The organism is Paenibacillus sp. TC-CSREp1 (genome assembly GCF_050171015.1).
Classification (GTDB): Bacteria; Bacillota; Bacilli; order Paenibacillales; family Paenibacillaceae; genus Paenibacillus; species Paenibacillus silvae.
The window spans coordinates 195,852-221,061 of sequence record NZ_JBNOKM010000014.1 but is presented as its reverse complement, the minus strand read 5'-3'; the positions used below and the strand labels follow the sequence as shown (position 1 = coordinate 221,061).

24 protein-coding genes are annotated in these 25,210 nt (G+C 48.2%); 8 read left to right on the top strand and 16 right to left on the bottom strand.

Features of this window, described 5'->3' with window-relative positions; all coding sequences use genetic code 11:
- Positions 1-197: 197 nt before the first annotated feature.
- Positions 198-2,066, top strand: coding sequence for an AbfB domain-containing protein (locus ACQSGY_RS21880; RefSeq protein WP_427180671.1), 1,869 nt, complete (start codon positions 198-200; stop codon positions 2,064-2,066).
- Positions 2,067-2,206: 140 nt separating this feature from the next.
- On the opposite strand, the gene ACQSGY_RS21875 is transcribed toward ACQSGY_RS21880, so the two are convergent.
- From ACQSGY_RS21875 to ACQSGY_RS21865, 3 genes are all read right to left on the bottom strand, one after another.
- Entirely contained in the window at positions 2,207-2,773 is a 567-nt protein-coding gene (locus ACQSGY_RS21875; RefSeq protein WP_427180670.1) for a GNAT family N-acetyltransferase, read from the bottom strand.
- A 176-nt stretch (positions 2,774-2,949) separates the two neighbouring features.
- Positions 2,950-3,231 carry a CD3324 family protein gene (locus ACQSGY_RS21870; RefSeq protein ID WP_427180668.1) on the bottom strand — a complete coding sequence of 94 codons (282 nt, stop codon included), beginning with the start codon at positions 3,229-3,231 and terminating at the stop codon, positions 2,950-2,952.
- Positions 3,232-3,462: 231 nt separating this feature from the next.
- The gene (locus tag ACQSGY_RS21865) at positions 3,463-4,371 is read right to left on the bottom strand and encodes a helix-turn-helix transcriptional regulator (RefSeq protein WP_427180667.1); all 909 of its coding nucleotides are present in this window, start codon (positions 4,369-4,371) and stop codon (positions 3,463-3,465) included.
- Positions 4,372-4,539: 168 nt separating this feature from the next.
- Between ACQSGY_RS21865 and ACQSGY_RS21860 the strand changes: the two genes are divergently transcribed.
- From ACQSGY_RS21860 to ACQSGY_RS21840, 5 genes are all read left to right on the top strand, one after another.
- Entirely contained in the window at positions 4,540-4,716 is a 177-nt protein-coding gene (locus tag ACQSGY_RS21860; RefSeq protein ID WP_427180666.1) for a hypothetical protein, read from the top strand.
- Between the two features lie 78 nt (positions 4,717-4,794).
- Positions 4,795-5,562, top strand: a complete 768-nt coding sequence (locus ACQSGY_RS21855; protein WP_427180664.1) for a helix-turn-helix domain-containing protein — start codon at positions 4,795-4,797, stop codon at positions 5,560-5,562.
- A gap of 368 nt (positions 5,563-5,930) precedes the next feature.
- Entirely contained in the window at positions 5,931-6,836 is a 906-nt protein-coding gene (gene rsgA / locus ACQSGY_RS21850; protein WP_427180662.1) for a ribosome small subunit-dependent GTPase A, read from the top strand.
- Between the two features lie 163 nt (positions 6,837-6,999).
- Entirely contained in the window at positions 7,000-8,016 is a 1,017-nt protein-coding gene (locus ACQSGY_RS21845; protein WP_427180660.1) for a phosphotransferase family protein, read from the top strand.
- Between the two features lie 194 nt (positions 8,017-8,210).
- Positions 8,211-8,786 (top strand): dihydrofolate reductase family protein, encoded by a 576-nt coding sequence (locus tag ACQSGY_RS21840; protein ID WP_427180696.1) that lies wholly within the window; start codon positions 8,211-8,213, stop codon positions 8,784-8,786.
- A gap of 211 nt (positions 8,787-8,997) precedes the next feature.
- On the opposite strand, the gene ACQSGY_RS21835 is transcribed toward ACQSGY_RS21840, so the two are convergent.
- The 9 genes from ACQSGY_RS21835 to ACQSGY_RS21795 all read right to left on the bottom strand — a co-directional run bounded on the left by ACQSGY_RS21835 (position 8,998) and on the right by ACQSGY_RS21795 (position 20,280).
- The gene (locus ACQSGY_RS21835) at positions 8,998-10,128 is read right to left on the bottom strand and encodes a GDSL-type esterase/lipase family protein (protein ID WP_427180659.1); all 1,131 of its coding nucleotides are present in this window, start codon (positions 10,126-10,128) and stop codon (positions 8,998-9,000) included.
- A gap of 85 nt (positions 10,129-10,213) precedes the next feature.
- Positions 10,214-10,615: a hypothetical protein gene (locus tag ACQSGY_RS21830; RefSeq protein WP_427180657.1), complete on the bottom strand. Its 402-nt coding sequence runs from the start codon at positions 10,613-10,615 to the stop codon at positions 10,214-10,216.
- Between the two features lie 220 nt (positions 10,616-10,835).
- A complete protein-coding gene (locus ACQSGY_RS21825; protein ID WP_145405009.1) occupies positions 10,836-11,558 on the bottom strand; it encodes an amino acid ABC transporter ATP-binding protein in 723 nt (240 codons plus the stop codon).
- Positions 11,555-12,211, bottom strand: coding sequence for an amino acid ABC transporter permease (locus ACQSGY_RS21820; RefSeq protein WP_111272050.1), 657 nt, complete (start codon positions 12,209-12,211; stop codon positions 11,555-11,557). Before ACQSGY_RS21820 ends, ACQSGY_RS21825 begins: the two co-directional genes overlap by 4 nt.
- A gap of 17 nt (positions 12,212-12,228) precedes the next feature.
- Positions 12,229-13,026: a transporter substrate-binding domain-containing protein gene (locus tag ACQSGY_RS21815; protein WP_111272049.1), complete on the bottom strand. Its 798-nt coding sequence runs from the start codon at positions 13,024-13,026 to the stop codon at positions 12,229-12,231.
- 325 nt (positions 13,027-13,351) lie between these two features.
- Positions 13,352-14,245 carry a response regulator gene (locus tag ACQSGY_RS21810; protein WP_427180654.1) on the bottom strand — a complete coding sequence of 298 codons (894 nt, stop codon included), beginning with the start codon at positions 14,243-14,245 and terminating at the stop codon, positions 13,352-13,354.
- Complete coding sequence (locus ACQSGY_RS21805; protein WP_427180652.1) at positions 14,217-15,533, bottom strand: sensor histidine kinase; 1,317 nt, start codon at positions 15,531-15,533, stop codon at positions 14,217-14,219. The genes ACQSGY_RS21810 and ACQSGY_RS21805 overlap by 29 nt, the downstream gene beginning before the upstream one ends.
- Positions 15,534-15,955: 422 nt before the next feature.
- Positions 15,956-19,120: a hybrid sensor histidine kinase/response regulator gene (locus ACQSGY_RS21800; protein ID WP_427180651.1), complete on the bottom strand. Its 3,165-nt coding sequence runs from the start codon at positions 19,118-19,120 to the stop codon at positions 15,956-15,958.
- Positions 19,117-20,280, bottom strand: a complete 1,164-nt coding sequence (locus ACQSGY_RS21795; RefSeq protein WP_427180650.1) for a response regulator — start codon at positions 20,278-20,280, stop codon at positions 19,117-19,119. Before ACQSGY_RS21795 ends, ACQSGY_RS21800 begins: the two co-directional genes overlap by 4 nt.
- A 166-nt stretch (positions 20,281-20,446) precedes the next feature.
- On the opposite strand from ACQSGY_RS21795, the gene ACQSGY_RS21790 reads away from it, so the two are divergent.
- Both ACQSGY_RS21790 and ACQSGY_RS21785 read left to right on the top strand, forming a co-directional pair.
- Positions 20,447-20,944, top strand: a complete 498-nt coding sequence (locus ACQSGY_RS21790; protein ID WP_427180648.1) for a DinB family protein — start codon at positions 20,447-20,449, stop codon at positions 20,942-20,944.
- Between the two features lie 236 nt (positions 20,945-21,180).
- On the top strand, positions 21,181-22,251 hold the full coding sequence (locus ACQSGY_RS21785) for an SDR family oxidoreductase (protein WP_427180647.1): 1,071 nt from the start codon (positions 21,181-21,183) through the stop codon (positions 22,249-22,251).
- A 69-nt stretch (positions 22,252-22,320) separates the two neighbouring features.
- Here ACQSGY_RS21785 and ACQSGY_RS21780 read toward each other — a convergent pair whose 3' ends face one another.
- The 4 genes from ACQSGY_RS21780 to ACQSGY_RS21765 all read right to left on the bottom strand — a co-directional run bounded on the left by ACQSGY_RS21780 (position 22,321) and on the right by ACQSGY_RS21765 (position 25,109).
- The gene (locus ACQSGY_RS21780) at positions 22,321-22,677 is read right to left on the bottom strand and encodes a winged helix-turn-helix transcriptional regulator (protein ID WP_427180646.1); all 357 of its coding nucleotides are present in this window, start codon (positions 22,675-22,677) and stop codon (positions 22,321-22,323) included.
- Between the two features lie 89 nt (positions 22,678-22,766).
- Positions 22,767-23,738: an SMI1/KNR4 family protein gene (locus ACQSGY_RS21775; RefSeq protein ID WP_427180694.1), complete on the bottom strand. Its 972-nt coding sequence runs from the start codon at positions 23,736-23,738 to the stop codon at positions 22,767-22,769.
- Between the two features lie 218 nt (positions 23,739-23,956).
- On the bottom strand, positions 23,957-24,490 hold the full coding sequence (locus ACQSGY_RS21770) for a hypothetical protein (RefSeq protein ID WP_427180644.1): 534 nt from the start codon (positions 24,488-24,490) through the stop codon (positions 23,957-23,959).
- A 76-nt stretch (positions 24,491-24,566) separates the two neighbouring features.
- Positions 24,567-25,109, bottom strand: coding sequence for a hypothetical protein (locus ACQSGY_RS21765; protein ID WP_427180643.1), 543 nt, complete (start codon positions 25,107-25,109; stop codon positions 24,567-24,569).
- Between the last annotated feature and the right edge of the window lie 101 nt (positions 25,110-25,210).

The following is a 25,210-nucleotide window of genomic DNA, read 5'->3' as shown; positions in this document are numbered from 1 at the left end:
AAGTATACGGCATCCGATCTACCTTGGCTTCATTTCCGTTTCATTCGCATTCGGACCCTCGCTCTTGCTGCTCTTGCCTTCTGGCCTGCTGCTTTGTTCATCTCTCATCGAAATGTTCACTTGCCAAAGATTGTAAATCAATTACAATATAAATGAAAGCGCTATTATTTATTCCTATCATTGTGGAGGTGTACGTAATGGGGAAACGAAAGACGGTCTGGCTTCTGGTTTTCGCGCTCGCATTCACCTTGTACGGCCTGCATCCTGAACGAGCAGGTGCGGCTAGTGTGACAATTACCAATGGCACCGATTGGCTTGATACGGCAGGCAATCCCATTCACGCAAACAGCGGTAACATCCTGCAGGTTGGCTCCACGTATTATCTGTATGGTGAACATGCGGTAGGCGGCAAATTTGACAGTGTCAACGTCTACACCTCAACCGATTTGAAAAACTGGACCTTCAGCAATGCTATTCTGACCAAAGACTCCGCCACCGAATTGGCCTCCAGCAAGATTGAACGCCCCAAAGTGATCTATAATGCTTCAACCGGGCAATATGTGCTCTGGGCACATTATGAGAATGGCACAGATTATAACCTCGGCCGCGTAGCGGTCGCGACAAGCAGTACACCCAACGGCAAATTCACGTATGAGGGCAGCTTCCGCCCGCTCGATTATGAGTCTCGGGACATGACTGTTTTTGTGGACACAGACGGCACGGGTTATCTGGTTACAGCCTCCCGTAAAAATGGCGGGGCTAATGATACGATGGCTATTTTCAAAATGAATGCAAGCTATACGGGGATACAGTCGTTTGAAGGATGGATGTTCGAGAATGCCTACCGTGAAGCCCCAGCCGTTGTGAAAAAAGGAAACCGCTACTATCTCTTCACCTCCCAGGCTGCCGGCTGGTATCCGAATCAGGGTGCATACGCCACGGCCACATCCATGACCGGTCCTTGGACTGCGCTCACACCTTACGGCAACCCGTCGGCCTTTGGCTCCCAGATTCATGATATCGCCACGATTCAGGGCAGCAGCACAACCTCCTATATTTATATGGCTGATCGCTGGAATCCGATGAATCTCGGCGAGCATAAACACATCTGGCTACCGCTCACGCTGAATGACGCAAATGGAACGGCCTCGCTGGAATGGTACACCACGTGGAATATAGATGCGGCAACAGGCCAGATTACGCTGCCTGCACTCGTCAATCATGCCCAAGGCAAAGCGGCTTCGGCCAGCTCCACTGCGTCCGGCTCGTCTCCTTCGCTCGTTAATGACGGAAATTATCAGACCTCATGGGTTGCTTCCTCCAACAGCTGGCCGGCATGGTGGCAGGTCGATTTTGGCGCACCGAAGACGATTACCGAGGTCGACATTTCTTGGTTTATGTATAAAGGCTCCGAGGGGTATTACAAATACAAGATCGAGATGAGCAATGATGGCGTGAACTACGCTGCGCTGGATCGCACCAACAATCTGACATATGGCTTTACCACGGATGCTGTGCATTTTACTGCCCGCTATGTACGGATCAATATGGTCAATGCTGTCTTGTGGAACAATCCCGGCAACTGGTACACCCCAACGCTGCATGAAGTCAAAATGCTGGGTCCATCGAACCCCGAAGCCACAGGCTACAGTCAGTTTGTTTCACATAACGTACCGGATCGCATGATCCGTCACACCAATTATGTCGCCCGCATTGATGCCAATGTCTCTCCTGCGCTTGACGCTCAGTTCCGTGTTGTATCAGGCCTTGCTAGCTCCAGCGGCATTTCATTAGAGTCCATCAACTATCCGGGATATTTCCTGAAACGGAACACCAGTAACAAAATTGTACTCGAAGCCTTCGCCAACACCATGGCCTACAAGGGAGATGCCACGTTCCTCATCAGCCCCGGCTGGGCCGACAGCAGCAAAGTCTCCCTGCAATCCTTCAGCCAGCCCGGATATTACATCCGGCATTATGATTACGTACTGCAGCTGGATACAGTGAATGCCTCCAGCAGCACCACAGTGAAAGGCGATGCCACGTTTGCACGTATGAATTACTAGGATGAATCAGTTTTAATCTTATCTGCACAGCCGTGATTCGGCATCTCTGCAGGCTCACCTTGCATCTGATGAGATGCAGGGTGAGCCTGATTCATGAGAGGGTTCGCATCATGGGAATCCTTCACGCCATTCTCCTACCTCTAGACTGCATGATTAGTGAATTGAAACACGAGCTTGGGTCCATCTTCACAGCCTGTTTCCGCAACGCTCTCTTCATACACACCTTGAGTATAGTTGGATACTGTTTTTCTCCAGAAATGCTGGCCTACTTTGTTTTTCTCCGCTGCATTGGTGAATAGCGCCCATTTGCCCCGAAACCTCTCAAAGATCGCTGCTGCCGCCTGCTCTGCAAGTCCCAACCCGCGGAACGGCTGCAGCAGGAAAAATTCATGCATGAAATAATCGATGTCCTGCCGGCAATAAGGCGGCGTGGCAACAAAGGCAAACCCCGCAGGCATACCCGATACCTTCATAAGAAAAGGATAGAGACGTTCCGGGTCTCCCCACCATATGTTTTGCACATCGTACTGATCCTGCAGTGTCCTGTACTCTGAGCCGACTTCAAATATGCCATGCTCGTTCGGCCTGTGTTCTTCTTGTAATCCGTAATGACCGGACAGGTCGTGCAGGTATAACGGGTACATGTTTTTGATGATATAAGCCTGCTTCTGATCCGTTAGTTCAACTTGAATGTTCACTGGATTCACCCTTTCCGCTTAGCTTTGCAGCACCAAGCTGCCCCGCATTTGCAACACTCGCTCTTGGCTCTATTGTAAAGTGTGCTTCTATAGACGAATATGGAGCATTCTTTTGTTAATCATTTTCTACATGCCAAAAAGCCACATCCGATCGCTCGAATATGGCTTCAATAGGAATTGTTTGATCATCTGTTTTCACGGTTTTTCCTGCAGTACACGATCTTTTTGATGCTGTCGATGGATAAACAAAACCGCTCTGCCAGCTGGTCGATTGTCTCGCCCTGCGTATAACGGTTACACATCTCGCGGTTGCGTTCCTGTATCCACTCGCGGCTGCCGGAACGTTCCCCCCACTTGATACGTGCTTCCTTGGGCTTCGGGATATAGATCAATCCCCCGGGAAACCGGCGCTGAATTTCCTTGATTAGGGCCTCCGGAAGGACGGCATCGGCATTTGTATATTTCATATTGCTCCACTCCTTAAATGATTTCTTTAAGGCAGCAGAGTCGTACGAGAAACTTCAGACGTTATTACTCCAAGTCAATGATGGCGGTAAAATAATTCCGGCTCTATGCAAACAACCGCCGTTGTTCCTCACATGGACTCTGCACAGAGCAAGTGGTTAAACTTGTTATGAATCGACTCATGGTAGCCCCCCTTTCAAGATTATATGTTCTAGTTGAAGTGTCGATCTCCTCTATTCTTGCCTGTACTGTATCACACTTTGCTCCAGCATGCTGCGAACCTGCTCCTGCAATTCCGGGGGAGATATCACCTTCACCTCGGGTCCATAGGAAAGCAGTCTGCGTGCTGTAAAAGAAAACTCTGAACGCGGCACAAGCCCGCGCCATTCCTGATCGACCACCGCTCTAAACAACACATCCGATGCAGCCATTCTGGCACCGAATGTTGTGAAGCGTAACACAACTTCTTCGCCTGCTCTATTCTCTGTCTGCTTCAGCCACGCCTTCAATGCAGGCACCGAATCATCCGTCTGATCCAGCACGGTAAGCTCACACATCCGGTCAACACGGTATAACAATACTCGATCTTTATTCCGTGCAGGCATGTACCAGTATCCCTGCTCATAATAAATGCCGAAGGGATACACGTTCACCCTCTTCCATCCACTGCGGGCGTGATACATAAACGTAATGGCCCTCTTCTCGGAAGCGGCTGTTAATAGCTCTGATGTCAAGGCATTCACATGTGCCCCGGGATGCTGAATGAATGCAATGTGATCCCTCATGCCTGTGATCCGTTCCTGCACATCGGCAGGAAGTGTGGAGAAAAACTGCTCTGCCAGATGCTCGCGGATTGAACCGTATGGAAAATCCGGCACCTGCTCCAAATATTCAAGCATCATAAACAGCCCCAGCGCTTCCTGCTGATTCAGCTGTAAAGGGGGTAAAATGCGGTTGGGCAGCACCCGGTATCCACCGTTAGCCCCCACCTCGGTGTACAGCGGGAAGCCAAGCGCCTGTAATGCATCCAGATCACGCTGAATGGTGCGCACCGACACCTCGAACCGCTCTGCCAGTTCACGTGCTGTGAACTTCTGTCTGGAATCCATAAGGCGCATCATCGCCAGCCTGCGTTGGTTCATCCTATCCCCATCCTAACTACGCCAAACTTTGTCATAGATGGATTGTAACATAGCGAAACGTCCCATTCCATAATTATGTAAAATACAGCATGGCAAAATGACAAGTTTATGCCTTGAGCAAGCAGGCCTCTGCATCAGACATGTAGAAATATACAGCATCTAACACGTATGGTGGGAGCCAAATACAAAAATGAGTCACATCCTTATTTCGAAGCTATGTTTGAGATTTATAAAAATCAGGGACTGCCTGTAGGCTGGTCCGGGGGCGAATCTGCCAGTGAGGGGCAATTTATCATCTATTCCCGTCCTTCAACTGCTGGCACATCCATATCAACTGCTGGTTGAGATTTCACTTGCGCCTCCATACACGAGATGATGACCGCAAGTTATGCTATAGAAAACATTTCGAAGGAGGCTTTTTGAATGAACAATCTGAAGCATACAGGTACTAAAATTGCGAAGCTTCGCCGATCCAGCGGCATGACCCAGGAAGAGTTAGGGAGGCATTTATCCATATCTGCACAGGCCGTGTCCAAGTGGGAGAATGGCGACTCCTTGCCGGATTTGTCCTTAATTGTAAAGTTAGCCGATCTCTATGACTGCACAGCCGATTACCTGTTAGGCCGGGAGGGTGGACTCACCTCGTTAATTCCTCAAATCCGTGAGGCATTTCATCAGATGGAATTGACAGAACGTATTGGATTTCTTGAAAAAATGATTACCCTGGCCGAAGGGCCTGTATCCACAACGCCAGTTCATTCGGAAGGGCACGCCTCCCTTGTACATATCCACCTTGGCCCGGCAGGGCTGGGCCTTTGGGCCAAGGATCGACTGGTGTGCATCGCCTCACCAACATTTCTTGAGGAAGCGATTGAAACGTTAAGTACAGAAGCAGAGTTCCCATTCACCCTGTTATCTGATGATGTACGGCACGTTTTGCTCGCGCTGTTGCGAAATATAGATGATTTGAAGCCGTATTACGCAGTAGATGAAGAGACATTGCGTACACAGCTTCCGGCATCCGTCGATCTGGAGCAGGTTCTTACGGAATGCATTGAACTCGGATTCGTCGATCGTGTACGCGGTGGATATCGGCTGAATTTCAGAGCTGATCTTACAGTGCGGCTGCTTGCCATGATTCATCAGATGATCAACAAACAGGGGTCCATGAATGTGACGGTAGGTAAGTAGATTTCAATAGAAAGTGATCATATTATTGATTGAATTATTTTCCATATTGAGTTATGTTTTAGATAGCTTAGCGATAAGCGAGTTCCTTACACGAAGGGAGAGGTTTTTAATGGCAGCTACTACTACTATGGTTATGGTGGTTTGGTCTTAAAACTGAATAGTCGGCATTTCTGAAAAAGCGGGATAAATCCCGGCTTCTTTGTTATGCCATCCAAAGTAACCTTTCGTGAATATTGCTGTTTGAAGATACGATCAAGGTCGTATCTTTTTTGCGTCCTGATGCCGCAGAACAGCAGCTTCTTCAGAGGCTGCTTGTTTGCGGCATTTTTGCGTCCAAAAACAACTTTAAAGGAGCTAAAACAATACAAATGATGGATTTGAGAACCTATGGCTATATAGAAACAGAAGAGATTCCTGATGGATGGTTACCCGGCAGAATTACCGAGATTCAGCGGGAACGCTTTACGGTCATGACCGGGCAAGGCGAAGTCACCGCGGTACTGAAGGGCTCATTTTATCACCATGCAGCGTTGCGCGCAGAATTCCCGTGTGTTGGCGATTTTGTACTGCTGCACTACAGCGATACAGGTGATTCCCTGATCGTTAAGGTGCTTCCTCGTCGTTCCAAGTTCTCGCGTGCAGATTATGCGGGTCACGCTGCCGGTTATGCCAAAACGATCTTGGAGCAGGTTGTCGCATCCAATTTTGATACAGTCTTTATCTTGTCTTCACTGAACGGTGATCTGAGCGTGAATCGTATGCTTCGGTACCTGACACAAGCCAGGCAGAGCGGCGGTACACCCGTCATTATTTTAACCAAAGCCGACCTGATCACAGATGTTCAACCCATGCTTGCCGAAGTGAAGAGACGCATCTCCGATGTACCTGTTCACGTCATCAGCAGCCACACCGGTATGGGAATGGGCGAGCTTCATCCTTATCTGACACCCGGGCAAACGGTTGTTTTTCTTGGGATGTCCGGTGTGGGAAAATCCTCCCTGCTGAACGCTTTAATGGAGCAGGACGTTATGAAGGTTCAAGCCATTCGAGAGCAGGACAGCCGGGGGAGACATACCACAACCCATCGGCAGCTATTCATGCTTCCCTCCGGGGCAATGGTAATGGATACCCCTGGGATGCGGGAGCTGGGACTCTTTCTGCCGAGGATGGCATTCGTGCGAGCTTTGCCGATGTTGAAGAGCTGTTTGCACAATGCCGATTCACCGATTGCCGCCATCAGACCGAGCCGGGCTGTGCAGTCCTCGCCGCAATAAATGACGGTTCACTGCCAAGCGAACGTTGGGAGAGCTATGTTTCCCAGCAGCAGGAGAACAGGTTTGTGCAACATAGAACAAGCTACCTCATCGACAAAAGAGCAAAAGACAAAACAAACGCCATGTGGAATAAACAAAAGAAGAAAAACGGAGGCTGGAAAAAATGAATAGAACAATGAACACGTTACATCAAGCGCTGTCTAACTACTTCAAGAAGGAGATTGTCGGAGCTGACACTTCTACCGTCAAACTGCATGGCGGAACTGTCGGCAATGTCAGTCTCGTAACGGGAACAGCCGAAACGGCTGATGGTCAAAAGCTGCCGTACCAGGTCGTGCTGAAAATTTCTTCTAAATGGGAGCGTTACAATGACCCGAACTCCTGGCGCCGCGAATATGATCTCTATCAATCTGAGCTCGTAACCACTTTCACGGACACCCTGCGCTGGCCTACCTGTTACCACGCTGAGATGAATGCCGAAGAAACGGAATTTCAGCTCTGGCTGGAATATATTGATGGCGTGTCTGGTTTAGAGTTGTCCGGGGAGATGTATGAGCAGGCCGCACTGGAGCTGGGACGTTATCAAGGCAAGCTGTATGCGGAACAGCCGGAAGTGCTGCAGCGTCTGGATAATCTTAGCCATGCTGATCTGATGAAAAATACGTATCTGCACTATCGTTCATGGCCTCTCGTCTATGATTACATCCGTTCCGAAGCGTGTGATTTCCCGCCTCATATACGGCAGATGCTTATAGACATTGATGAGAACTCGGACGCCATCTTCGCCCGGATTGAACGGCTGCCTCTTGTGCTGAACCATCGGGATTTCTGGGTGACCAATATCTTCTATGCAGACGGGAAAATAAATCTTATCGACTGGGACACCTCAGGGTGGGGTTATTTGGGAGAAGATCTGGCCAGCCTGATTGCAGATGAAGCCGATATGGATCACATGGTGGAATATTACCAGCGCTGTGTGCCTGCATATTACAAAGGCTTTGCAGCTTATGCAGAGGCACCGCCATTGGAAGAGCACTGTGTGTATGAGATGATTCTGATCGTATTCGGATACAGAATGGTAGAGAATTATCTTCATGCCGATTCCGATGAGGAGAAGAAACAGCAGGTCCGGTTACTCCAGAAAATCTATGAAATAAAGGGCAGTCTGCTGTACGGATAAGTCCGTGCCACAGGCAGTCGAGCCCGCCTAACACTGGAGCATGTAGTTATTCCTGAAAAGAAGCACTCCAACCCGTCATGACCATGTCATCGGCTTCCATCCTTAACATGTCTTATCTTGGACGACTTCATATAACTACGACATGTTTTGTCATAGTTCAGGTATATGCTGTAGCTATCATAAGAAAGGGAGCGATGATCATGACGGCTTCAAAAACAATTCTATACATTGCTATTAGTCTGGATGGTTATATTGCACGCCTCGATGGCTCCGTAGATTGGCTGTTCGATGTCGAAGGGGATGGAGGAGATAACGGCTATGCCGCTTTCTATCAAACGATTGGAAGTGTCGTCATGGGGCGTTCCACATATGAGGAGGTACTGACCCTGTCCGAGGATTTCCTTTATGCGGATCGTCCGACATACGTGCTCTCCCGCTCGGAGCAGCCTCCTGCGCCACATGTGCAGTTCACTGCCGAGAGTCTGGAAACACTCATTCCCCGTCTGAAACAGACCTCGGAGGGAGATGTATGGATTGTCGGCGGGGGCTTGCTTGTTCAGTCGGTAATGGACGCACAGCTGCTGGATGAAATAGAGGTAGCCGTGATCCCGAAGGTGCTGGGTGAAGGCATCCCGTTATTCCCCAAAGGCACCGTACCTACGCTGCTGAAAATGATAAGCACCCAAACCCTTGGACAGATCGTATCCATTCGTTACGAGGTACAGCCTGACCAGGCAGCAGGTGCACCAGCAGACGAATCTACTCGTTAGAAAAGAAACCAAAGACCGCGCGGCAATCTGCTGTGCGGTCTTTGGGTATATTACATCGTCATGAAACAGGGCTTCACGGGCTGGAAGCTGTGTGGTTGTCGGCTATGCTACTTGCATTCGTGCTGTAGCTAAACAACGCTTTGCCATCTATGGAGCCTCTCTATAACATCGTTGTGACAGCGTTCAGGCCTATATAAAGAGCAATCACGATTTATTTCAAAATCTTACGAATATACGCCGTCAGAACCTCTGCCGCCCTGTGATGGGACAGCTCACCCGGATGTGTTCTCGCCCCCATCGTCTCTTCCGTTGTATCCGGAAGCTGCAGGATCGAAACAAGGCGGTCCCCGGTTTGCTTGCTATATCCATCCACGGCACGATAAATAGCTGGAAGCAGCGAGGCCCCAAGCATGCCATAAGCCCAGACAATATGCGCCTGCGGGTTATTTTTTCGCAGCTTGGTCAGGAACTGCTGCACCGCTTGCTCAAACTTGGCCAGGTCCGCTTCATGATAGGTTCCATCCTCGTTCAAACGCTGCTTATACACCTGTCCGGTGACGGGATCGGTCCATGCCGGAGACTGAAATGCACCATCATCGTTGCTGCCCAGATTAACCACAACGACATCCGGCTGCCAGGTGCTGAAATCATGGGGTTCAAACGCACCAAGCTGCTCGTTCCGTTCTCCGTTCAGCAGGCCGCACACCTGTTCATAATACGCAGGTATATTGCCTTGCGGATTGTTATCCCAGCTGCTCAGCACTCCCCAGCCGCTTTGAGAGATCACACGATACTCTGCATTCAAAGCTTCGGCAGTCATATACGTATAATTGTGCAACGCACTGAACCACATCGGCACCCAGTCTTCCTCCGTCTTCGCACCGATTGCACCCTCGCCTGAAGTAATGCTATCGCCAATAAACTCAATTCGATATGGCTTCTCCTCAACAGGCAGCATTACACCATCCGTTCGCACCGCATGAAATTGTAAAAGACAGCCCGGGTCTGCACTCATCGCTTGTACATCCTTGATGATGCGCACATTTTTCACCGCATCAGGGTTCATCCCGCGAAAAATGCAGTGCCAGCCTCTGCCTGAGGTTAACATCTGTCGACTGACTGGAACACCGTTAACTACAACGCTGATCCAGGGCTCCAGGTGATCATATGCAGACTCGACCTCCACCCACAATTCAGCACCCTGAACGTTAAGCTCCACCGCACTTCCCGTCCAAAACAGAGTTACAGGGGTGCGATTAGCCGTTGTTCTGCCATGGATTTTGAGATGAGCAAGGTCTGACATCGCAATGGTCTGTAACCCCTCATTGGTATGCTTAGTCATATGTATCCTCCTGTTCTGATTAACAATCTATATCCTCACCGAACACTCCACTACCGATGATGCTGCGCCTCGACCCTGACACTTGCTATGTCACCCGGAACGGAGCATGCCCTGTGTCCGCATGAAGAAGCTGGGTTGGTTTACGCAAACGCGGGCTGCACGCCAGCTTGAATACGGCTCGCTCCCCGTCCTGTTCCACGCCTGCCAAAGACACATCAATCCAGAGCGGCACCAGCGGCACGTGCCAGCAGAGCAGCTCCACCGCCTCTTCTACAGTGAAATGACGATGCGCAACATTCTCCGGGGCAAGCACCACCAGCCGCATCATCTCATCTGCACCATTCAGGGATTTGTCCATCTCGGGCACAGGTTCAATGAGCAGTTGAATGTCTTCATATTGCAGCTGATCCCGCGTTCGAATCTCATCCAGTGCCTGCAGCAGATTTGTTCTGAAAATCCCTTTATCCATCCGGGTTATTCGCTCCATAGACGATGCCCTCCCTGGCGGTTGATGCGTACAACGACACTTCTGATGAATCCATTCTAATATGTATTACGCATAACAGCAAAAATCCCCTGCAAGCAAGCCTGCCCAAGAGCATCCATTCAGATGCCCTCGTTCACGACTCAACCGGAGGGGATAAATCCTATGATCTGTTTTGAATCAGCAGGCAGCCCGAAGGTTTATTTCGTTTATACTGACCCTGTTACAGCACCTTGCCCAGAAATGCCTTCGTCCGTTCATGCTGCGTATGTTGAAAAATAGCCTCCGGCGTGCCTTCCTCGACGATATAACCACCGTCCATGAAGATCACCCGATCTGCCACCTCGCGAGCAAAGCCCATCTCATGTGTTACCACAATCATCGTGATGCCCTCATGGGCAAGGTCTTTCATCACCTGCAGCACTTCACCGACCATCTCGGGGTCCAGTGCCGAGGTTGGTTCATCAAATAACATGACACTCGGGTTCATGGCGAGTGCACGGGCAATCGCTACACGCTGCTGCTGTCCGCCGGACAGCTGCTCAGGATAGGCATCTTTTTTCTGGGACAGACCGACCTTGCCGAGCAGCTCCATCGCCTTGCTCTCATTCTCGGCTTTGCTCAGCTTGCGGATATGCTTGGGTGCCAGCATGATATTCTCCAGCACCGTCAGATGAGGAAACAGGTTGAACTGCTGGAACACCATGCCCACATTGGTGCGCAGCTCGTCAATGTTCGTCTTGGGCGAGGTGACCTCCACTTCGCCAATAATGACCTTGCCTGACGTGACTTCCTCCAGCAGGTTGAGGCAGCGCAAGAAGGTGCTTTTGCCAGACCCCGAAGGGCCGATTACACATACCACCTCCTGCTCCCGGATCGTTGTGGAGATATCCTTCAGAACTTCATTTGCACCAAATTGCTTTCTCAGATTCTCTACCGTAATCATCGGATTGCATACCTCCTTTCGATGAACCGGGAAGCCCGGGACAGCAGGACAATGATAATCAGATAAAAGATGCCGACAACACCCCAGATTTCAAATGCCCGGAAATTGGAGGAAATAATAATCTCTCCGGTCTGTGTCAGCTCTGCAATGCCTATGGCCGACAACAGCGATGTGTCCTTAATCGTAATGATAGACTGGTTCACAAACGTAGGAATCATACGCCGGGTTGCCTGCGGCAGCACCACCAGCCACATCGTCTTGAACCGGCTGAGGCCCAGTGATCTTGCGGCTTCATGCTGGCCTTTGCCTATGGACTCGATGCCTGCCCGGAAAATCTCCGAGACATAAGCCCCGGCATTCAGACTAACAGCAATGATACCTGCGGTCATGGCCGGGATTCGCATATCCAGAAACACTGGCAGACCAAAGTATATGAAGTATACCTGTACCAGAAGAGGTGTGCCGCGGATGATATCCACATAAAGCGAAGCCACCAGCCGCAGCAGCCGATTCAGGGAGGTGCTCATCAGCCCTGAGATCAGACCGATCACCATAGCAAAGATGAGCGAGATTACAACAATTTTCAACGTAACAACCGTTCCCTCTAACAGAAGAGGCAGTGCGTCCAGTATGACTTGCAAGGAGGAATCCATCCGTATCACGTTCCCTTCTACTTCGCCGCTGATCCTAAATAAGTTTCAACAATCTTGTCGTATTCGCCGTTTTCCTGTAATTTCTTCAACCCGTCGTTAATTTTTTTCTGCAATGCGGTATCCCCTTTAGCTACGGCAATGCCGTAAAAGTCTCCGTTCAAGCGATCACCGACAATTTTGAGCTTGGCATTCGGGTCAATCGCAATTTTGTACGAAATCACCGGAAAGTCTTCAAGTGTTGCATCCGCGTTTTTGTTCGCTACTTCCTGATACATGGACGGACTGTCATCAAAATATTTAATGGTTGCGCCATAGGTTTTGGCATATTCATCCGCAAGGTTGGCGCCAGATGTACCTTTTTTAATCGCAATCGTTTTGCCTTTCAAATCCTGAGGACTCTTAATGTCGTTGTTATCTTCATTCACAATTAAGGACAGTCCGGCTTGATAATACGGGTCCGAGAAATCGACCACTTTTTTGCGCTCATCCGTAATGCTGATGCCGGCAATGGCCCCATCCAATTGATTGGCTGTAATGGCCGGGATGATGCCCTTGAAATCCATCGGTTTGATCTCGACTTCAAAGCCTTCCTCTTTCGCAATTGCGTTCATGAGGTCAATGTCGATCCCTACATATTTTCCGTCCTTCTGAAACTCAAACGGGGGATATGTCGCATCGGTACCAAACGTATATTTCTCTACGGCCGATCCGCTTGCAGACTGGGCTTTACCGTCCTCACCCGATTTTGCTGCGCCGCAGGCACTTAGTGCCAATGCAAGAAATGCTGCCATTACGATAGATGCTGCCTTTTTCATGGAAAAACCCCTTTTCCGAATGTAATTGGGATCGACCGAATCGATCATTTGTATTTATGTACGTATTGTATTTCTACACCTACGAAAACTTACGCAATCCTACATAAAATATCTACAATTAATGTTAATTAAATTAACACAATAGTGTTTTTAGATGAAAATATGCACTATAGTGTGAAAAAAGGCAGGGGTCATAGAATAATATGTTATTTTATATAACACAAAAAAGAATTCCCGAAAATACTGTTCGAGAATTCCCTTTTGTGATCGTTTTATGATCCTTATCTTACTCTCTCTTGGTTGTCTTACTCAGCGCACCCGCATTTCAACCGTTCATTTTTTCTACGATTTCCATGTAAAACACCTGCATAAACTTCTTAATGTTCACCTTGCTCTTGTCCACTGCCTGCTCTTCTTCCATAGCCCTCATCTTCATGCGTACATCCTGAAAATCAAAATATAGTGGCGCATAATGCTCGAATTTAGGATTGCTGTAGTCTGTCAGTCCAATAGAAGCCATATTCGTCAGTGCCGTCAGAACCGTTCTGCGAATGCGCTGCTCCATCGCCTTGCATTCCTTCTCTACATCCTTGGCGGTCTGCTTGTACGCCCGGGCCACCGCTTCATAGGTTTCCTTCAATGGCGGCAGCTCCGCAGATTGCCTTTGCTCAATCGCATATTCCATTAAGGCCACTATATCTTTGCTTCCGCTTTCACCGATAATTCCAAGGTCCATCAGTATGCTGCGCGCTACTTCTCGTACGGTTCGGGTCTTCGCAGGAGCAGGAGCCTCAACCAGATTCAGCCGAGCCATGGACTGTTTGACTTCCTGCACGTATCGCTCATACTTCCACTGCTCGTTTACCTTGTTCAGCACATGCTCTACTTCCACTCGATTGATGGGTTTATGGATAAAAAACTCGATCCCTTTCTGATACGCCGCTCCGACCATCTCTTTGTTCTCCACCTGGGAGATCATAATGAATTTGCCGCCATAGCCGCTCTGCTTCAGCTTCGACACGGTTTCAATCCCGTCCTGATCAGGCATCAGCAGGTCAATCAGCACAACATCCGGCTTGCGATCGAGAACGATACGCTGTCCCTCCAGCCCGCCCTCGGCCATACCTGCAAGCTCCCCGAATCCGCAAGTATCAATGATATCCTGCAGCATGCTGCGACTCACTACATCATCATCCACGATCACGATCGAAAGTGTCATCGACATCGGCCTCCTTCATTAGATTGACTGCGGGAATCTTAACTCTGAATGTAGTCCCCTGCCCAGCTGGAGCCGACTCCACCTGAATGCATCCTTCCAGAGATTGAACGATATCACGTACATGCGACAGGCCAATCCCTGTGGCAGCAATGCCAACTTCATCAAACTTGGTCGTATAACCGGGCTCAAAAATTACCCCGCGCTTCGCCTCAGGTATGCCTTTTCCCGAATCAGTCACCACAAAATTCACTTCCATGCCCTGTTCAAACACCTGAACCCGAACCAGACCTTCCAGCTCTATGGCCTCAACTGCATTAGCCAGCAGGTTATTCAGCACTGTGAGCAGTGGAATGTAATACGGCGATTCTCCTTCATACTGCTGTTCAATCTCAATCTTCACCTGCTTGTGCAGCATCTCGCTGTACTTCCGATTCGCCTTGCCTGCAAAATTCAACACTTCCGACAGGCTCATATTCACGGTCTTCTCATTGTCATAGAGCTTCAGCAGTCCCGCCAGAATACGCTGAGAATCCTTCTTCACCTCATGAATCTGCTGTGCGATGCCCAGTGTACGCTGACTGTATTCGTTCATGTCCTGTTCCCGCAGATCACGATACAGCTCATAGCTGTTGGCCGTAATGCCTTCAATCGTGTCCATCGCTTTCTTCAGGTAGAACACCTCGCCGTACAACCCCGAATTCACACTCAGCATCTGCTCCATACGTTTCTCCTGCTCGGCATGCAAAAGTCTGATCTGCCTTACGGCAAAGCTGTTGTACAGCCCAATCACAAAGTAACTTCGTAGCCCGCCCACAACAAACAGATACAGCCATTCACGCATATAAAATATATTGCTCCCGCTCAGCACACCCCGCACAAATAACTCCACCAGATTCGAGGAAAAATCCAGTCCGGTGATGATGCCTCCCAGCAGGAGCGGAGGAATCTCATGGAATCGGTGCTTGAGCCTGCTCAGCCCATAAGCAAATACCACATAATACAAGCCTGCTCCCAGATTATCCCGCATGCTCTCCAGCAATGATACAGTATGCACATGATGAATCAGATCAGCAGACTGAAACGCAAAGCTTGCCAGACCCGTCAGAATTCCTGTTTTGATATAAGACAAGTGGGGCATAATCATCAGCAAAAATAAAAAAATACTGACCCCGAGCCCGATCCGGAAATAATCCTCCCGAAAGGGATTAATCTTGAACTGCGCTCCTACAGCGGTAGCCAAAGCAACAGCTGCCATCTGCACATTTTCATTTTTAACCCAATTACGCATCGTCTTCTCCACCTACTATTACAGCGTTTCATAACGCACACCACCGAAGCCGCGCTTCTGATGTTAAATATACTAACATATGAAAGAGGCATTAGAAATGATTAAAATCCAGGAAACCTGTTATCTAAGTGAGTTGAACTAAAAGTTTTACACAAACCACTCCGATGACAGAACAACCTTCCAATCACTGTTATCCCCAGATTTTTTTCGATTCCCTTTTTCTAAAAGGGAAAATCCGGTGATAAAGGTGACCGCTTCGCTTTTTCAGGTTTTTTCTGTCCTCTCCGTTCACGTGTAAATGAATAGTTCAGCTTATATAACACTCAGACAGCGCAAAAAGGCTGGAAGTTTGACTTCAACAGCCTGTGTCTTCGGTATGTGATGTCCTCAGCTTATCCGTATAATCGCTTGAACATACACCGTTAATGCTCTTCCCCGTCCGGGATGTCAAAGGAAATCATCGTGCCTTCACCCAGCTCGCTCACAATGGTTAATCCGCGACCATAGCGCTGAATCAATCTGCGGTTTGTGTTGGCGATGCCGATCCCCCCTTTGCTGTTCCACGAAGCTTCCTTCAGGGCAGCGACCTGCTCAGGCGACATGCCTTTGCCGTTATCTTTTACTTCAATCCGGGTGTAACCCTGGCCCCGGCTGATGGTTAAACAGATCGTTCCCCCGGCATGGCGGCTTAATAAACCATGTTTGACTGCATTCTCAACCAGTGGCTGAATAGACAGCGGAGGCAAGCGCAGCTGGAGATCAGGCTCAATATCCAGAATGACAGACAAACGGTCTTCAAAACGTGTTTTCTCGATAAACAGGTATGCCTCCACAAGCTCCAGCTCGTAGGACAAATTCACCAGCTCCCCGGTATTAAGATAGTTAAAGCTGATGCGTAGGTAAGAGGAGAAGGCTTCACCCAGCTTGCGCATATGCTCTGTATCTATATCACTAAGCACCATCAGTGAATTCAGCGTATTAAACAGAAAATGAGGCTGAATCTGCGCCTGCAAATAGGCCGCTTCCATCCGCAGCCGATCCTGAATGGACTTGTTCAGCATCGTCAAAGCACGTATGCGATACTTGAGCTCTACCGCATCCACCGGCTTCGTAATGTAATCATTGGCCCCGGATGCAAACCCCGTATAAATATCCGGCGGCTGACTTCGAGCCGTGAGCAGCAGCACGGGAAGCTCTGACATGGAAAATTGCTCCCTCACCTTGCGAGTCAACTCGTATCCTGACATATAAGGCATCATTACATCGGTAATCAATAAATCCCACTGACGTGCATTTAATAATTCCAGCGCTTCCTGCCCTGAACGAGCGGTGGTGATCAGGCAGGGCTCATTAGAAAGAATGCTGACCAGCACCTCCAGGTTAACCGGATCATCATCCACAGCGAGAATGAATGACTTGCCTTCCGGCAAAAGAGATGGCACATCCTCCGCAGCCGCGAATTCTGTGCGTTCTGAAGCAGCATGCTGTAATAAAAATGCGTTCAACGTCTCCTCTGTCATGTCGGTAGTGCCTTGATCCCACCCGGTAGAATGCTGTGATCCCGGCAGAGACGCAGCCTCAGGTACAGCTGATTTAGCCAGCGGCAGATCAAAGCTGAACACGGAGCCTTCACCTGGCATAGAACGAACGGACAGTGAGCCGCCATGCAGCTCAACAAGCTGTTTACAGATATTTAATCCGAGTCCGATGCCTTGACTGTCCCGTTCATCATAAGCACCCTGTTCATAAGGTAGGAAAATCCGTTCTTGTGTTGCCGCGTCCATGCCTGTACCTGTATCAGCAACATGAATGAGCGCATGACCATCTTGAAGCTCGGCACTCACCGTAATGGTACCTTCATCGGTATGTTTGAGCGCGTTATGCAGCAGATTATACATAATCTGCACAAGCCGCTTCTCATCCGCCAACACTTGAGGAAAGCTATCCTCAATATGCATCTGAAGCTGCACTGGTTTTCGTTCAACCATGTATCCCAGCATCGTCATGATTCCAGGTACAGCAGATTGTACCGATACAGCAGAGCGCTGCAATGTAATACGATGCTCCTTCAACCTAACAACATCCAGCAGATCGCCAAGCAGATGAGACATTCGCCGCCCAATGGTAATCAGCAGTTCCATGTCCTCGAGACTGCGAGCATCCAGTGTATTCTTTTCCCGGTTAACGACATTATGAGCAATGTTGATGATTCCGTGCAGCGGTGTTCGCAGTTCATGAGACGTGTTCGCCAAAAACTGATCTTTGATCTTGTCTCCCTTCTGCAGCTCCAAGTTAAGCTCCATATTCTCGCGTGCATTTCTGAAATATTTTTTGAACCAATAAGCCGAAAAACCCGTAATCGCAAACACGATATCGATGGGGTAATACACGGTTGTGCCGTTCGCTGAATCCTCCATAAAGCTCCAGAACAGATTGGAAATAATGCCACCTGCCGTTAGAAACAAGAAAATGATATCTCGATCACCCTGCTTGCGGAAAATCATTGAACCAATAATATAAAGCAGCCACAGCCCGGTTACCAGAAAGAAAACACTTATCAGCTTGTAATGAAGCATCATGTACAATATGTGGATCGGGATCGCAGAAATAACAATAATATAAGCAATAAGGACTGCTCCATACCACTGGAGCCATCGATGATGCCCCTTTATTCCGGCCAGCCTTTGAAACAGCAGTATGATACAGGCATTTTGCAGCAGTAAACAGATGAGCCGAATTTTGATTCCCCAGGTGTAGTTGATCGGGAACCAGAGCATTAACACGTTGTCATGACCAGCTATTACTCCGATGCCAACAGATAAGGTCAATATGCCAGCAACCAATAAGGAGCGCTCTTGCGGATTGAAGAAATACAAAATGAAAGCATACATGCCATGCAGCAGCAGTACCAGAAAGATGGCCAATTGAAAACCGATGGAGTACCAGTGAACATAATCAACCGCATCTTGAGAACCAAAACGGATTGACTTCGTGATGCCACCGTTGTATGGACTATCATAATTAGCCACACGAACAAGCACTTCAATAACTGTCGTACCCTCCTGATCAAAAACCGGTGTAAACGGGATATTATGTGGCACATAGGTTTGAGCATCTTCCGACACTTTACCTCTAATGGAAACCGGCTCTCCGTTGAGTTCAATTTCGGATGAACTGGTGATGCTTTTGAACCAGAAGGCTACCGGTTCCTGAAGCGGATCGATCAGAATACGCAATCGGTATGTAGCATAACCAAGCGAGTCTCCCCCGTCTGGTTGGAGTGCATTCCTCCAATCACCCGGAACCTGCACACTGCTGCCTTTGGCCTCCCCATCCTGTGCTGCAAGCTGCTTGCTCGTCAGCAGTTCATTCGGATACAGCTCCCACTCCCCGTTCAAATACATGACCGGCATCTGCTGCAGATCCATGCCTCGCAAATCCATAACCCCATTCACAGCCCGATGCTCATCCAGAGTTGGGAAGAACTGCGTCCACATCCACCGCATGCCAAACAATACAGCAAAAATAACCAGCATTATCCATATGTAGTAGAAGCGCCTGAGCACCCCTTTGTTCTTTATGTTCATCTTGTATGTTGTCCTGCCTTTGCGTTTCCTCGTTTCCAATCATTATACCAGTGCTGAACCTCTTCACTAATCGGTATTCCCAGTTCCTGCTCCATTCTGCTCGTTAACAGCCGGTATTGTTCTTCAACACCAAGTTTGTGATCCATCTCGTCGTACAGCTTCATAAGCATAAAGTAGCTTTCTTCATCGTCAGGCAGCATCTGTTGAATCTGCTGTATGTTCTCTACTGCCCGGTCCTTCTGGCCTTGCCTGAGATAATACAGATTCAGCTGCCTCATATGGTACAACCACAGATAGCGTAATCTTTCGCGCTCAGGTTCAGCCCACATGTAGTCGTAACGCCCAAGATATGTGCCCTTGTAACGATATACTGCCTGTTCATATGCCTGAACTGTTCCGGGCTGTAATTCTCTCCAGGCTTTCATCTCCCGCTCCCATTGCTCACTATCCAATAAAGCATCTCCCAATTCAAGCTTGTAACCGGCTTCAAGATGGGCGCTTTGAATGCTAATCATATCCATGCCGCAGGTCTTCAAGGTCTGACGTACATGATACATCGTCGTATAGAGCTGATGTGCTGTCTTCTCTTCCTCTGTCCCCGGCCACAGCAAATCCAGCAACGCACTGCGATGAATCACCTGATTCCGATGATGCAGCAGATAAGCAAACAACTCCTGTGCTTTGCTGGTACGCCACTTGGCGACTTGCGGCTCCTTGCCCGGCAGTTTAAAGCTTATCTGATTAAAGCAGCAGATTAAGGGAACTTCTGTCTCCATCATTCGCTGCTCACGCCGCAGAGCGAGCTTCTCCCGCACACGCTGCAGCGTCTGCTTTAGCCGTTCCTTCTGAACGGGTTTCATTACGTAGTCTAACGCCTGAAGTTCAAAGGCATGAACTGCATATTGATCGTAGCTTGTGACAAAAATAATTTCAGTCCCTGGCACGGCCTTCTGTATCTGCCGCCCCAGGTCCATTCCATCTATTTCTGGCATGTGGATATCCAGAAAGACCACATCCGGCCGATGCAGCAGCACACCTGCTGTCACCTCTGTCGGATTCATATAGCTGGCAACAATCTGAATGCCGCTAACTTCTTTCTCTAACAACTTTTGCAATCCGATCAATGCAAGACGTTCATCATCCACCAATATGACCTTCACAGGAGCTTCCTCCCCGACCCGGAGGTCTTGATTTTATTTTCACTATTATAGCATAGGCTTTCCGAAATATGGTTCCTGCTTCCACTTTTTAATTTTTAACAATTTAATTGTATAATGTATATATCAACAGGCCAAAGACCTGTTCATAAAGAAAGGAAGATCACATATGTCAGATGTTAATCAAAGTTTTGGAAAAGCCCTTGTAAATGCCCTGATCGGGGAGCGGGGACATATTCGTATTGCCAAGGCTTTGCCCGATATTGATGTAGAGCTTGCAGGACGTACACATGAGGCGATGCCATATACCATCTATCAACTGGTGAAACATATGCACTACTGGCAGCAGTTCATGCTGGAGCACGTAGAGGGACGCAAACCGCAAATGCCAGCCAGTGTAAACGAGAGCTGGCCTACGGAAACAGGACCACAGGATAATGATGCTTGGCAGGAGGATATCCGGGCAATCCTGAGCGGCATTGATCTGGCCGTCTCGATTGCAGAGACGGCACAGCTGAATGATCCACTGCCCCATTTCCAGGGAGAAACCAAGGGCGGATTACTGCGTAATATTGCTTCCCACAACTCCTATCATTTAGGTGAAATTGTACTACTTCGCCGGTTCTACGGCGCATGGCCGCCTCCAGGCGGCGGATATCCTGCATAACATATAGTACAAACTTGGCATGTATGGCCGAAAAGGCTGTGAAAGGTGGCAACTTCTCCTTTTACAGCTTTTTTGTTTACAAGCACCGTATCCTCCAATTTGTGTACTTTCTCATAACGGATATCTGCTTCCGGCTCATATATTACTTTAAGGTGCGTATATGACTTTGAAGTGCGTACTTCTCAACCTTTCTGTTCTGAACCACAATATGAGCAGAAGAAGAGAGGAGCATGCCCATGAAACCCGATCCATCTGTTAAACGTTACACCGCGCTGGTCATTGGTGCCGGAGGTGTCATTGGAAGAAACCTGATTGAGCATTTGATGACACTTCCGGAATGGAACATTATTGGCGTATCGCGCCGCGGAGGAGAAGATGCTCCAGGTTTGCGTTATATATCAGCAGACCTTCTGGATGAAGCGGATACTAGGAACAAATTGAGACAATTGACAACTGTTACACATGTTTTTTACGCTGCTTATCAAGACCGTCCGACTTGGGCGGAGTTGGTGCAACCCAACTTGACGATGCTTGTCAATGTAGTCAATGTTATCGAACAGAACGCACCCAACCTTCAGCATATCAGCCTCATGCAAGGATACAAGGTATACGGCGCACATCTGGGTCCGTTCAAAACACCTGCCAAAGAAACGGATGCGTATCACATGCCCCCTGAATTTAATGTGGACCAGCAGCAGTTTCTTGAACATCGGCAGCGTGGAAGCCGTTGGACCTGGTCAGCACTGCGTCCGTCTGTTGTATGCGGCTATGCTCTTGGCAATCCAATGAATCTCGCCATGGTGATCGGGATATATGCTTCAATCTCTAAAGAACTGGGTTTGCCTCTGCGCTTTCCTGGAAAACCGGGAGCCTATCATTCGCTGCTCGAAATGACGGATGCAACATTGCTGGCTCGTGCAACCGTCTGGGCGGCAACCGAACCCCATTGTGCCAATCAGGCATTTAATATTACTAACGGCGACCTGTTCCGCTGGAATGATCTGTGGCCCAGGATTGCCGCCTTTTTCGAAATGGAAACTGCTCCGCAACTACCTCTCACACTTGCAACGGTAATGGAGGATAAAGAACCGCTTTGGAATTCCATGATTGAAAAGCACGGTTTAATCGAGAACCCGTATGATCATGTCTCTTCCTGGGCATTTGGTGATTTTGTCTTCTCATGGGATTACGATTTCTTTGCAGATGGCTCCAAAGCTCGTCGTTTCGGTTTCCACGAGTTTATCGATACAGAGACGATGTTTATGGATATCTTTCAAAATCTGCGTGATCGTAAGATTATTCCATAATCAGAAAACGCAGAATAAGCCGATTCCCAAGTTCAGAATCGGCTTATAACTGTACCAAGCGGTGTGAAGTTACGGTTTGAACAAAATTTTCCCTCGATCACCATATACATGTTCCACATGTGTATCTCCCCATCTGCACATCAGATGAAGAATTTCTTTCAGACTCCACCCATACTCCGTTAACTCATACTCTACTTTTGGAGGAACCTGGTGATGAGAAATCCGGGCAATCACCCCGGCCTCCTTGAGCTCACCAAGCTGTTGAGTCAACACTTTTTGCGTAATCGCAGGAATCAACCTCATCAGTTCACCATTGCGCTTCTTGCCAAATGTAAGATGGAACAGAATAACCGGTTTCCACTTTCCACCGATCACTTCAAGAAAAGCCTCAACGGCAGTGTTATATACTTTGACCGGTTCCTCCATATCGCTGTCTTGCTCCCTTCCTCGACCATAAATGCACTGGAGCGATTACAGCTCTTTTTCATACAAACCAAAACTTTCCCTGCCGGACATCAGACCTCCGGCCGCATTAGTCCCTGAATAAAGGTTTCAAAGTTGGGTGCGAGCGGGGTAATGCGGCGCTCTGCCTTGTCTACATAGACCACCTCTGGTTCACCATCATTGCCAGAGGAACGGTAGTCCAGCATAACAACCCCTGCTTCCGATGGCGCCTTGGCAATGATTACACCAATTTCAGGATAACGATCACGTTCAATCACGATCCAGCTGCCCTCTGCACCGCACAGGGAATGACGCTTCTCGCGGCCAATGCCCAGTATCCCCTCAATCTCCACATATCCGGTTTCTCCAGACCCTTCGTCGGTCACAGGGAAAAAGCGGTTGTAAGGAATACCGCCGTTATGTTCCTTCATCATCTCAATGTAAGAGGCTGGCAGGCGGAATACAAGCTGCTCCTCTACGGATTCAATCAAGCCGTCACTTGGTGAATCAGACACATACTGCTCCAATGCCAGCTCGCTGTCATTCCAGAATTCACCAGATACAGGTACCGGATCGGAAGAAACGACTGGTACCGATGCGATCGTCGCACGCGGCTCTTCAGCGCTTCCTTCTACCAACTCGCCATCCTGTTCCCCAGCTTCGAGGATGCCCTCGTGCTCATCTTCATCCTGCTCGTCCCGGTTACGAATCCACTCCAGGAACTCCAGCGTGTCTTCATCCCCGGGCTCCATCTCATCGGAGCGCTCGAACGCTTGCTCTGCCTTGTCATACTGCTTCAAATAATAGTAGGCCAGTCCAATTCGGTACTGCCACAGCGGATCATCCTCACCCTCGTCCGCAACGGTCAGAAACTGCTCTACGGCTTCCTCATATCGTTCCAGATTGTTCAGTGCCCGACCCAAATGATTCACCAGCTCATAGTCTCTCTCTTCCGCCGGAATCTCCTGCACCGCATGTACAATCTTCTCGTATTCATCCTCTTCATGCCAAGCTTCCAGTTGCTCCAACAGCTCTTCGTTCATCATTGTGCCTCCGTTCTTTCATCTCATCATTTTGTATTGAAAATTATACCACTATACAGAACTGCTTCTCCAGCGAAGAAGGAATTTGAAGCTTTGAGCAGTGAAAATCAAAAGGCAGCCCGACCATGTGTTATACACTCGTCAGACTGCCCGCAAATCATATTATTTTTTCGACGGCATTTTTTGTATTTGTCTCATATGTACCGTCCGTCTTTAGGTTAAACAAACAGGTCAATCACGTTGCGAACAATCTCCTCCTTTTTATGCACAAAGTCATTGATACTTGAAAAGTATAGTTTGTTTGAACTCTTGGGAATTATCATATCAGGTTGCTTAAACAATAGCATGACATAAAGTGAACTATCGTCATCAACTTCAATATGCCTGTCATAGAGTCCTTCCCATACTTGCTCAGCAAGGTCTGGAATGAATAGGTCAGAGTATCTCTCCATGTAGGTCTTAACACCGTATTCAGACCACCACCACAAGGAATAAGCATTCCATACTTTTTCGAATGTTTGAGGATCTGAATCCCTTCGGAACAAACTTTTATACTCATCTCTAAAATGTATGGTTCCCAAAGGGTTGTCCTTGAGTTGTTGTTGTTTGTACTCCTCAACAATTCCATCCCAACATAAGTTTAAATTTTCATTAAAGCTGTCATACTTCAATAATTCTCGGTGATTTGAAATCAAAGATTTACCTGGGAATATTTCTTTCTCTTGATTATAGCATTCATAAATATTTTCCATATATAAAAGGAAGTTCAAGTCCATAGGGCAAAAGTTACTTACGTTTAACTTCTTATGGTTACGTGAGAATACCATATCAAATACTCAATCCTATACTGCATGGTGGTACTACCCATCCAAAGAGGCCCGAAGCATCTCTTGCCGAACCAATCAAAGATACACTATAAGTGCCATTTGGCAAACCTAAATTTACAGTACTGCCACACGATGATCCCAATGCACCTGTGCAAGATATCGCTTCAGTATCATATGGTGTGGGGAGACCATTTATATATCTTGATATTACCAATGTACCTGTAAAAAAGTGTACTGTGGAAAATCGAGGATTTACTTCCCATCTAACAGCACCGCCAGGGCCAAATGCTGGGTCTAAACGAGCATATCCTCCATCTCCAGAACAAGTACGTAGTGGCGTTACCTCGCCATTAACTGCTTTGAACATTGCATTATCATCAACACATACATAATCACCTTCAACTATGATGCTTTTAGGAAGCGATGTGAAATCTTCTGTGATTTCGACCTCTGGTTTTACCTCAATAACATTACCATCCAATGCAAGGGCATTAAGCGGAAGGATAAATAGAAAAACAAGTAGTAACAAAACAATCTTTTTCATTATTATTACCTCCTCATATTCTTCATCTACATTTTCATAATACTATTTTTTCCCATCAATTCAATACTATGTTTATATTTTTTTGTTAAAAGTTCTACATA

Coding starts and splice junctions, on each gene's coding strand:
- ACQSGY_RS21880 (WP_427180671.1), top strand. CDS start 198: ATGGGGAAACGAAAGACGGTCTGGCTTCTGGTTTTCGCGCTCGCATTC.
- ACQSGY_RS21870 (WP_427180668.1), bottom strand. CDS start 3,231: ATGAAATATACAAATGCCGATGCCGTCCTTCCGGAGGCCCTAATCAAG.
- ACQSGY_RS21865 (WP_427180667.1), bottom strand. CDS start 4,371: ATGAACCAACGCAGGCTGGCGATGATGCGCCTTATGGATTCCAGACAG.
- ACQSGY_RS21860 (WP_427180666.1), top strand. CDS start 4,540: ATGGTGGGAGCCAAATACAAAAATGAGTCACATCCTTATTTCGAAGCT.
- ACQSGY_RS21855 (WP_427180664.1), top strand. CDS start 4,795: ATGAACAATCTGAAGCATACAGGTACTAAAATTGCGAAGCTTCGCCGA.
- rsgA (WP_427180662.1), top strand. CDS start 5,931: ATGATGGATTTGAGAACCTATGGCTATATAGAAACAGAAGAGATTCCT.
- ACQSGY_RS21845 (WP_427180660.1), top strand. CDS start 7,000: ATGAATAGAACAATGAACACGTTACATCAAGCGCTGTCTAACTACTTC.
- ACQSGY_RS21840 (WP_427180696.1), top strand. CDS start 8,211: ATGATCATGACGGCTTCAAAAACAATTCTATACATTGCTATTAGTCTG.
- ACQSGY_RS21835 (WP_427180659.1), bottom strand. CDS start 10,128: ATGACTAAGCATACCAATGAGGGGTTACAGACCATTGCGATGTCAGAC.
- ACQSGY_RS21830 (WP_427180657.1), bottom strand. CDS start 10,615: ATGGAGCGAATAACCCGGATGGATAAAGGGATTTTCAGAACAAATCTG.
- ACQSGY_RS21825 (WP_145405009.1), bottom strand. CDS start 11,558: ATGATTACGGTAGAGAATCTGAGAAAGCAATTTGGTGCAAATGAAGTT.
- ACQSGY_RS21820 (WP_111272050.1), bottom strand. CDS start 12,211: ATGGATTCCTCCTTGCAAGTCATACTGGACGCACTGCCTCTTCTGTTA.
- ACQSGY_RS21815 (WP_111272049.1), bottom strand. CDS start 13,026: ATGAAAAAGGCAGCATCTATCGTAATGGCAGCATTTCTTGCATTGGCA.
- ACQSGY_RS21810 (WP_427180654.1), bottom strand. CDS start 14,245: ATGACACTTTCGATCGTGATCGTGGATGATGATGTAGTGAGTCGCAGC.
- ACQSGY_RS21805 (WP_427180652.1), bottom strand. CDS start 15,533: ATGCGTAATTGGGTTAAAAATGAAAATGTGCAGATGGCAGCTGTTGCT.
- ACQSGY_RS21800 (WP_427180651.1), bottom strand. CDS start 19,120: ATGAACATAAAGAACAAAGGGGTGCTCAGGCGCTTCTACTACATATGG.
- ACQSGY_RS21790 (WP_427180648.1), top strand. CDS start 20,447: ATGTCAGATGTTAATCAAAGTTTTGGAAAAGCCCTTGTAAATGCCCTG.
- ACQSGY_RS21785 (WP_427180647.1), top strand. CDS start 21,181: ATGAAACCCGATCCATCTGTTAAACGTTACACCGCGCTGGTCATTGGT.
- ACQSGY_RS21780 (WP_427180646.1), bottom strand. CDS start 22,677: ATGGAGGAACCGGTCAAAGTATATAACACTGCCGTTGAGGCTTTTCTT.
- ACQSGY_RS21775 (WP_427180694.1), bottom strand. CDS start 23,738: ATGAACGAAGAGCTGTTGGAGCAACTGGAAGCTTGGCATGAAGAGGAT.
- ACQSGY_RS21770 (WP_427180644.1), bottom strand. CDS start 24,490: ATGGAAAATATTTATGAATGCTATAATCAAGAGAAAGAAATATTCCCA.
- ACQSGY_RS21765 (WP_427180643.1), bottom strand. CDS start 25,109: ATGAAAAAGATTGTTTTGTTACTACTTGTTTTTCTATTTATCCTTCCG.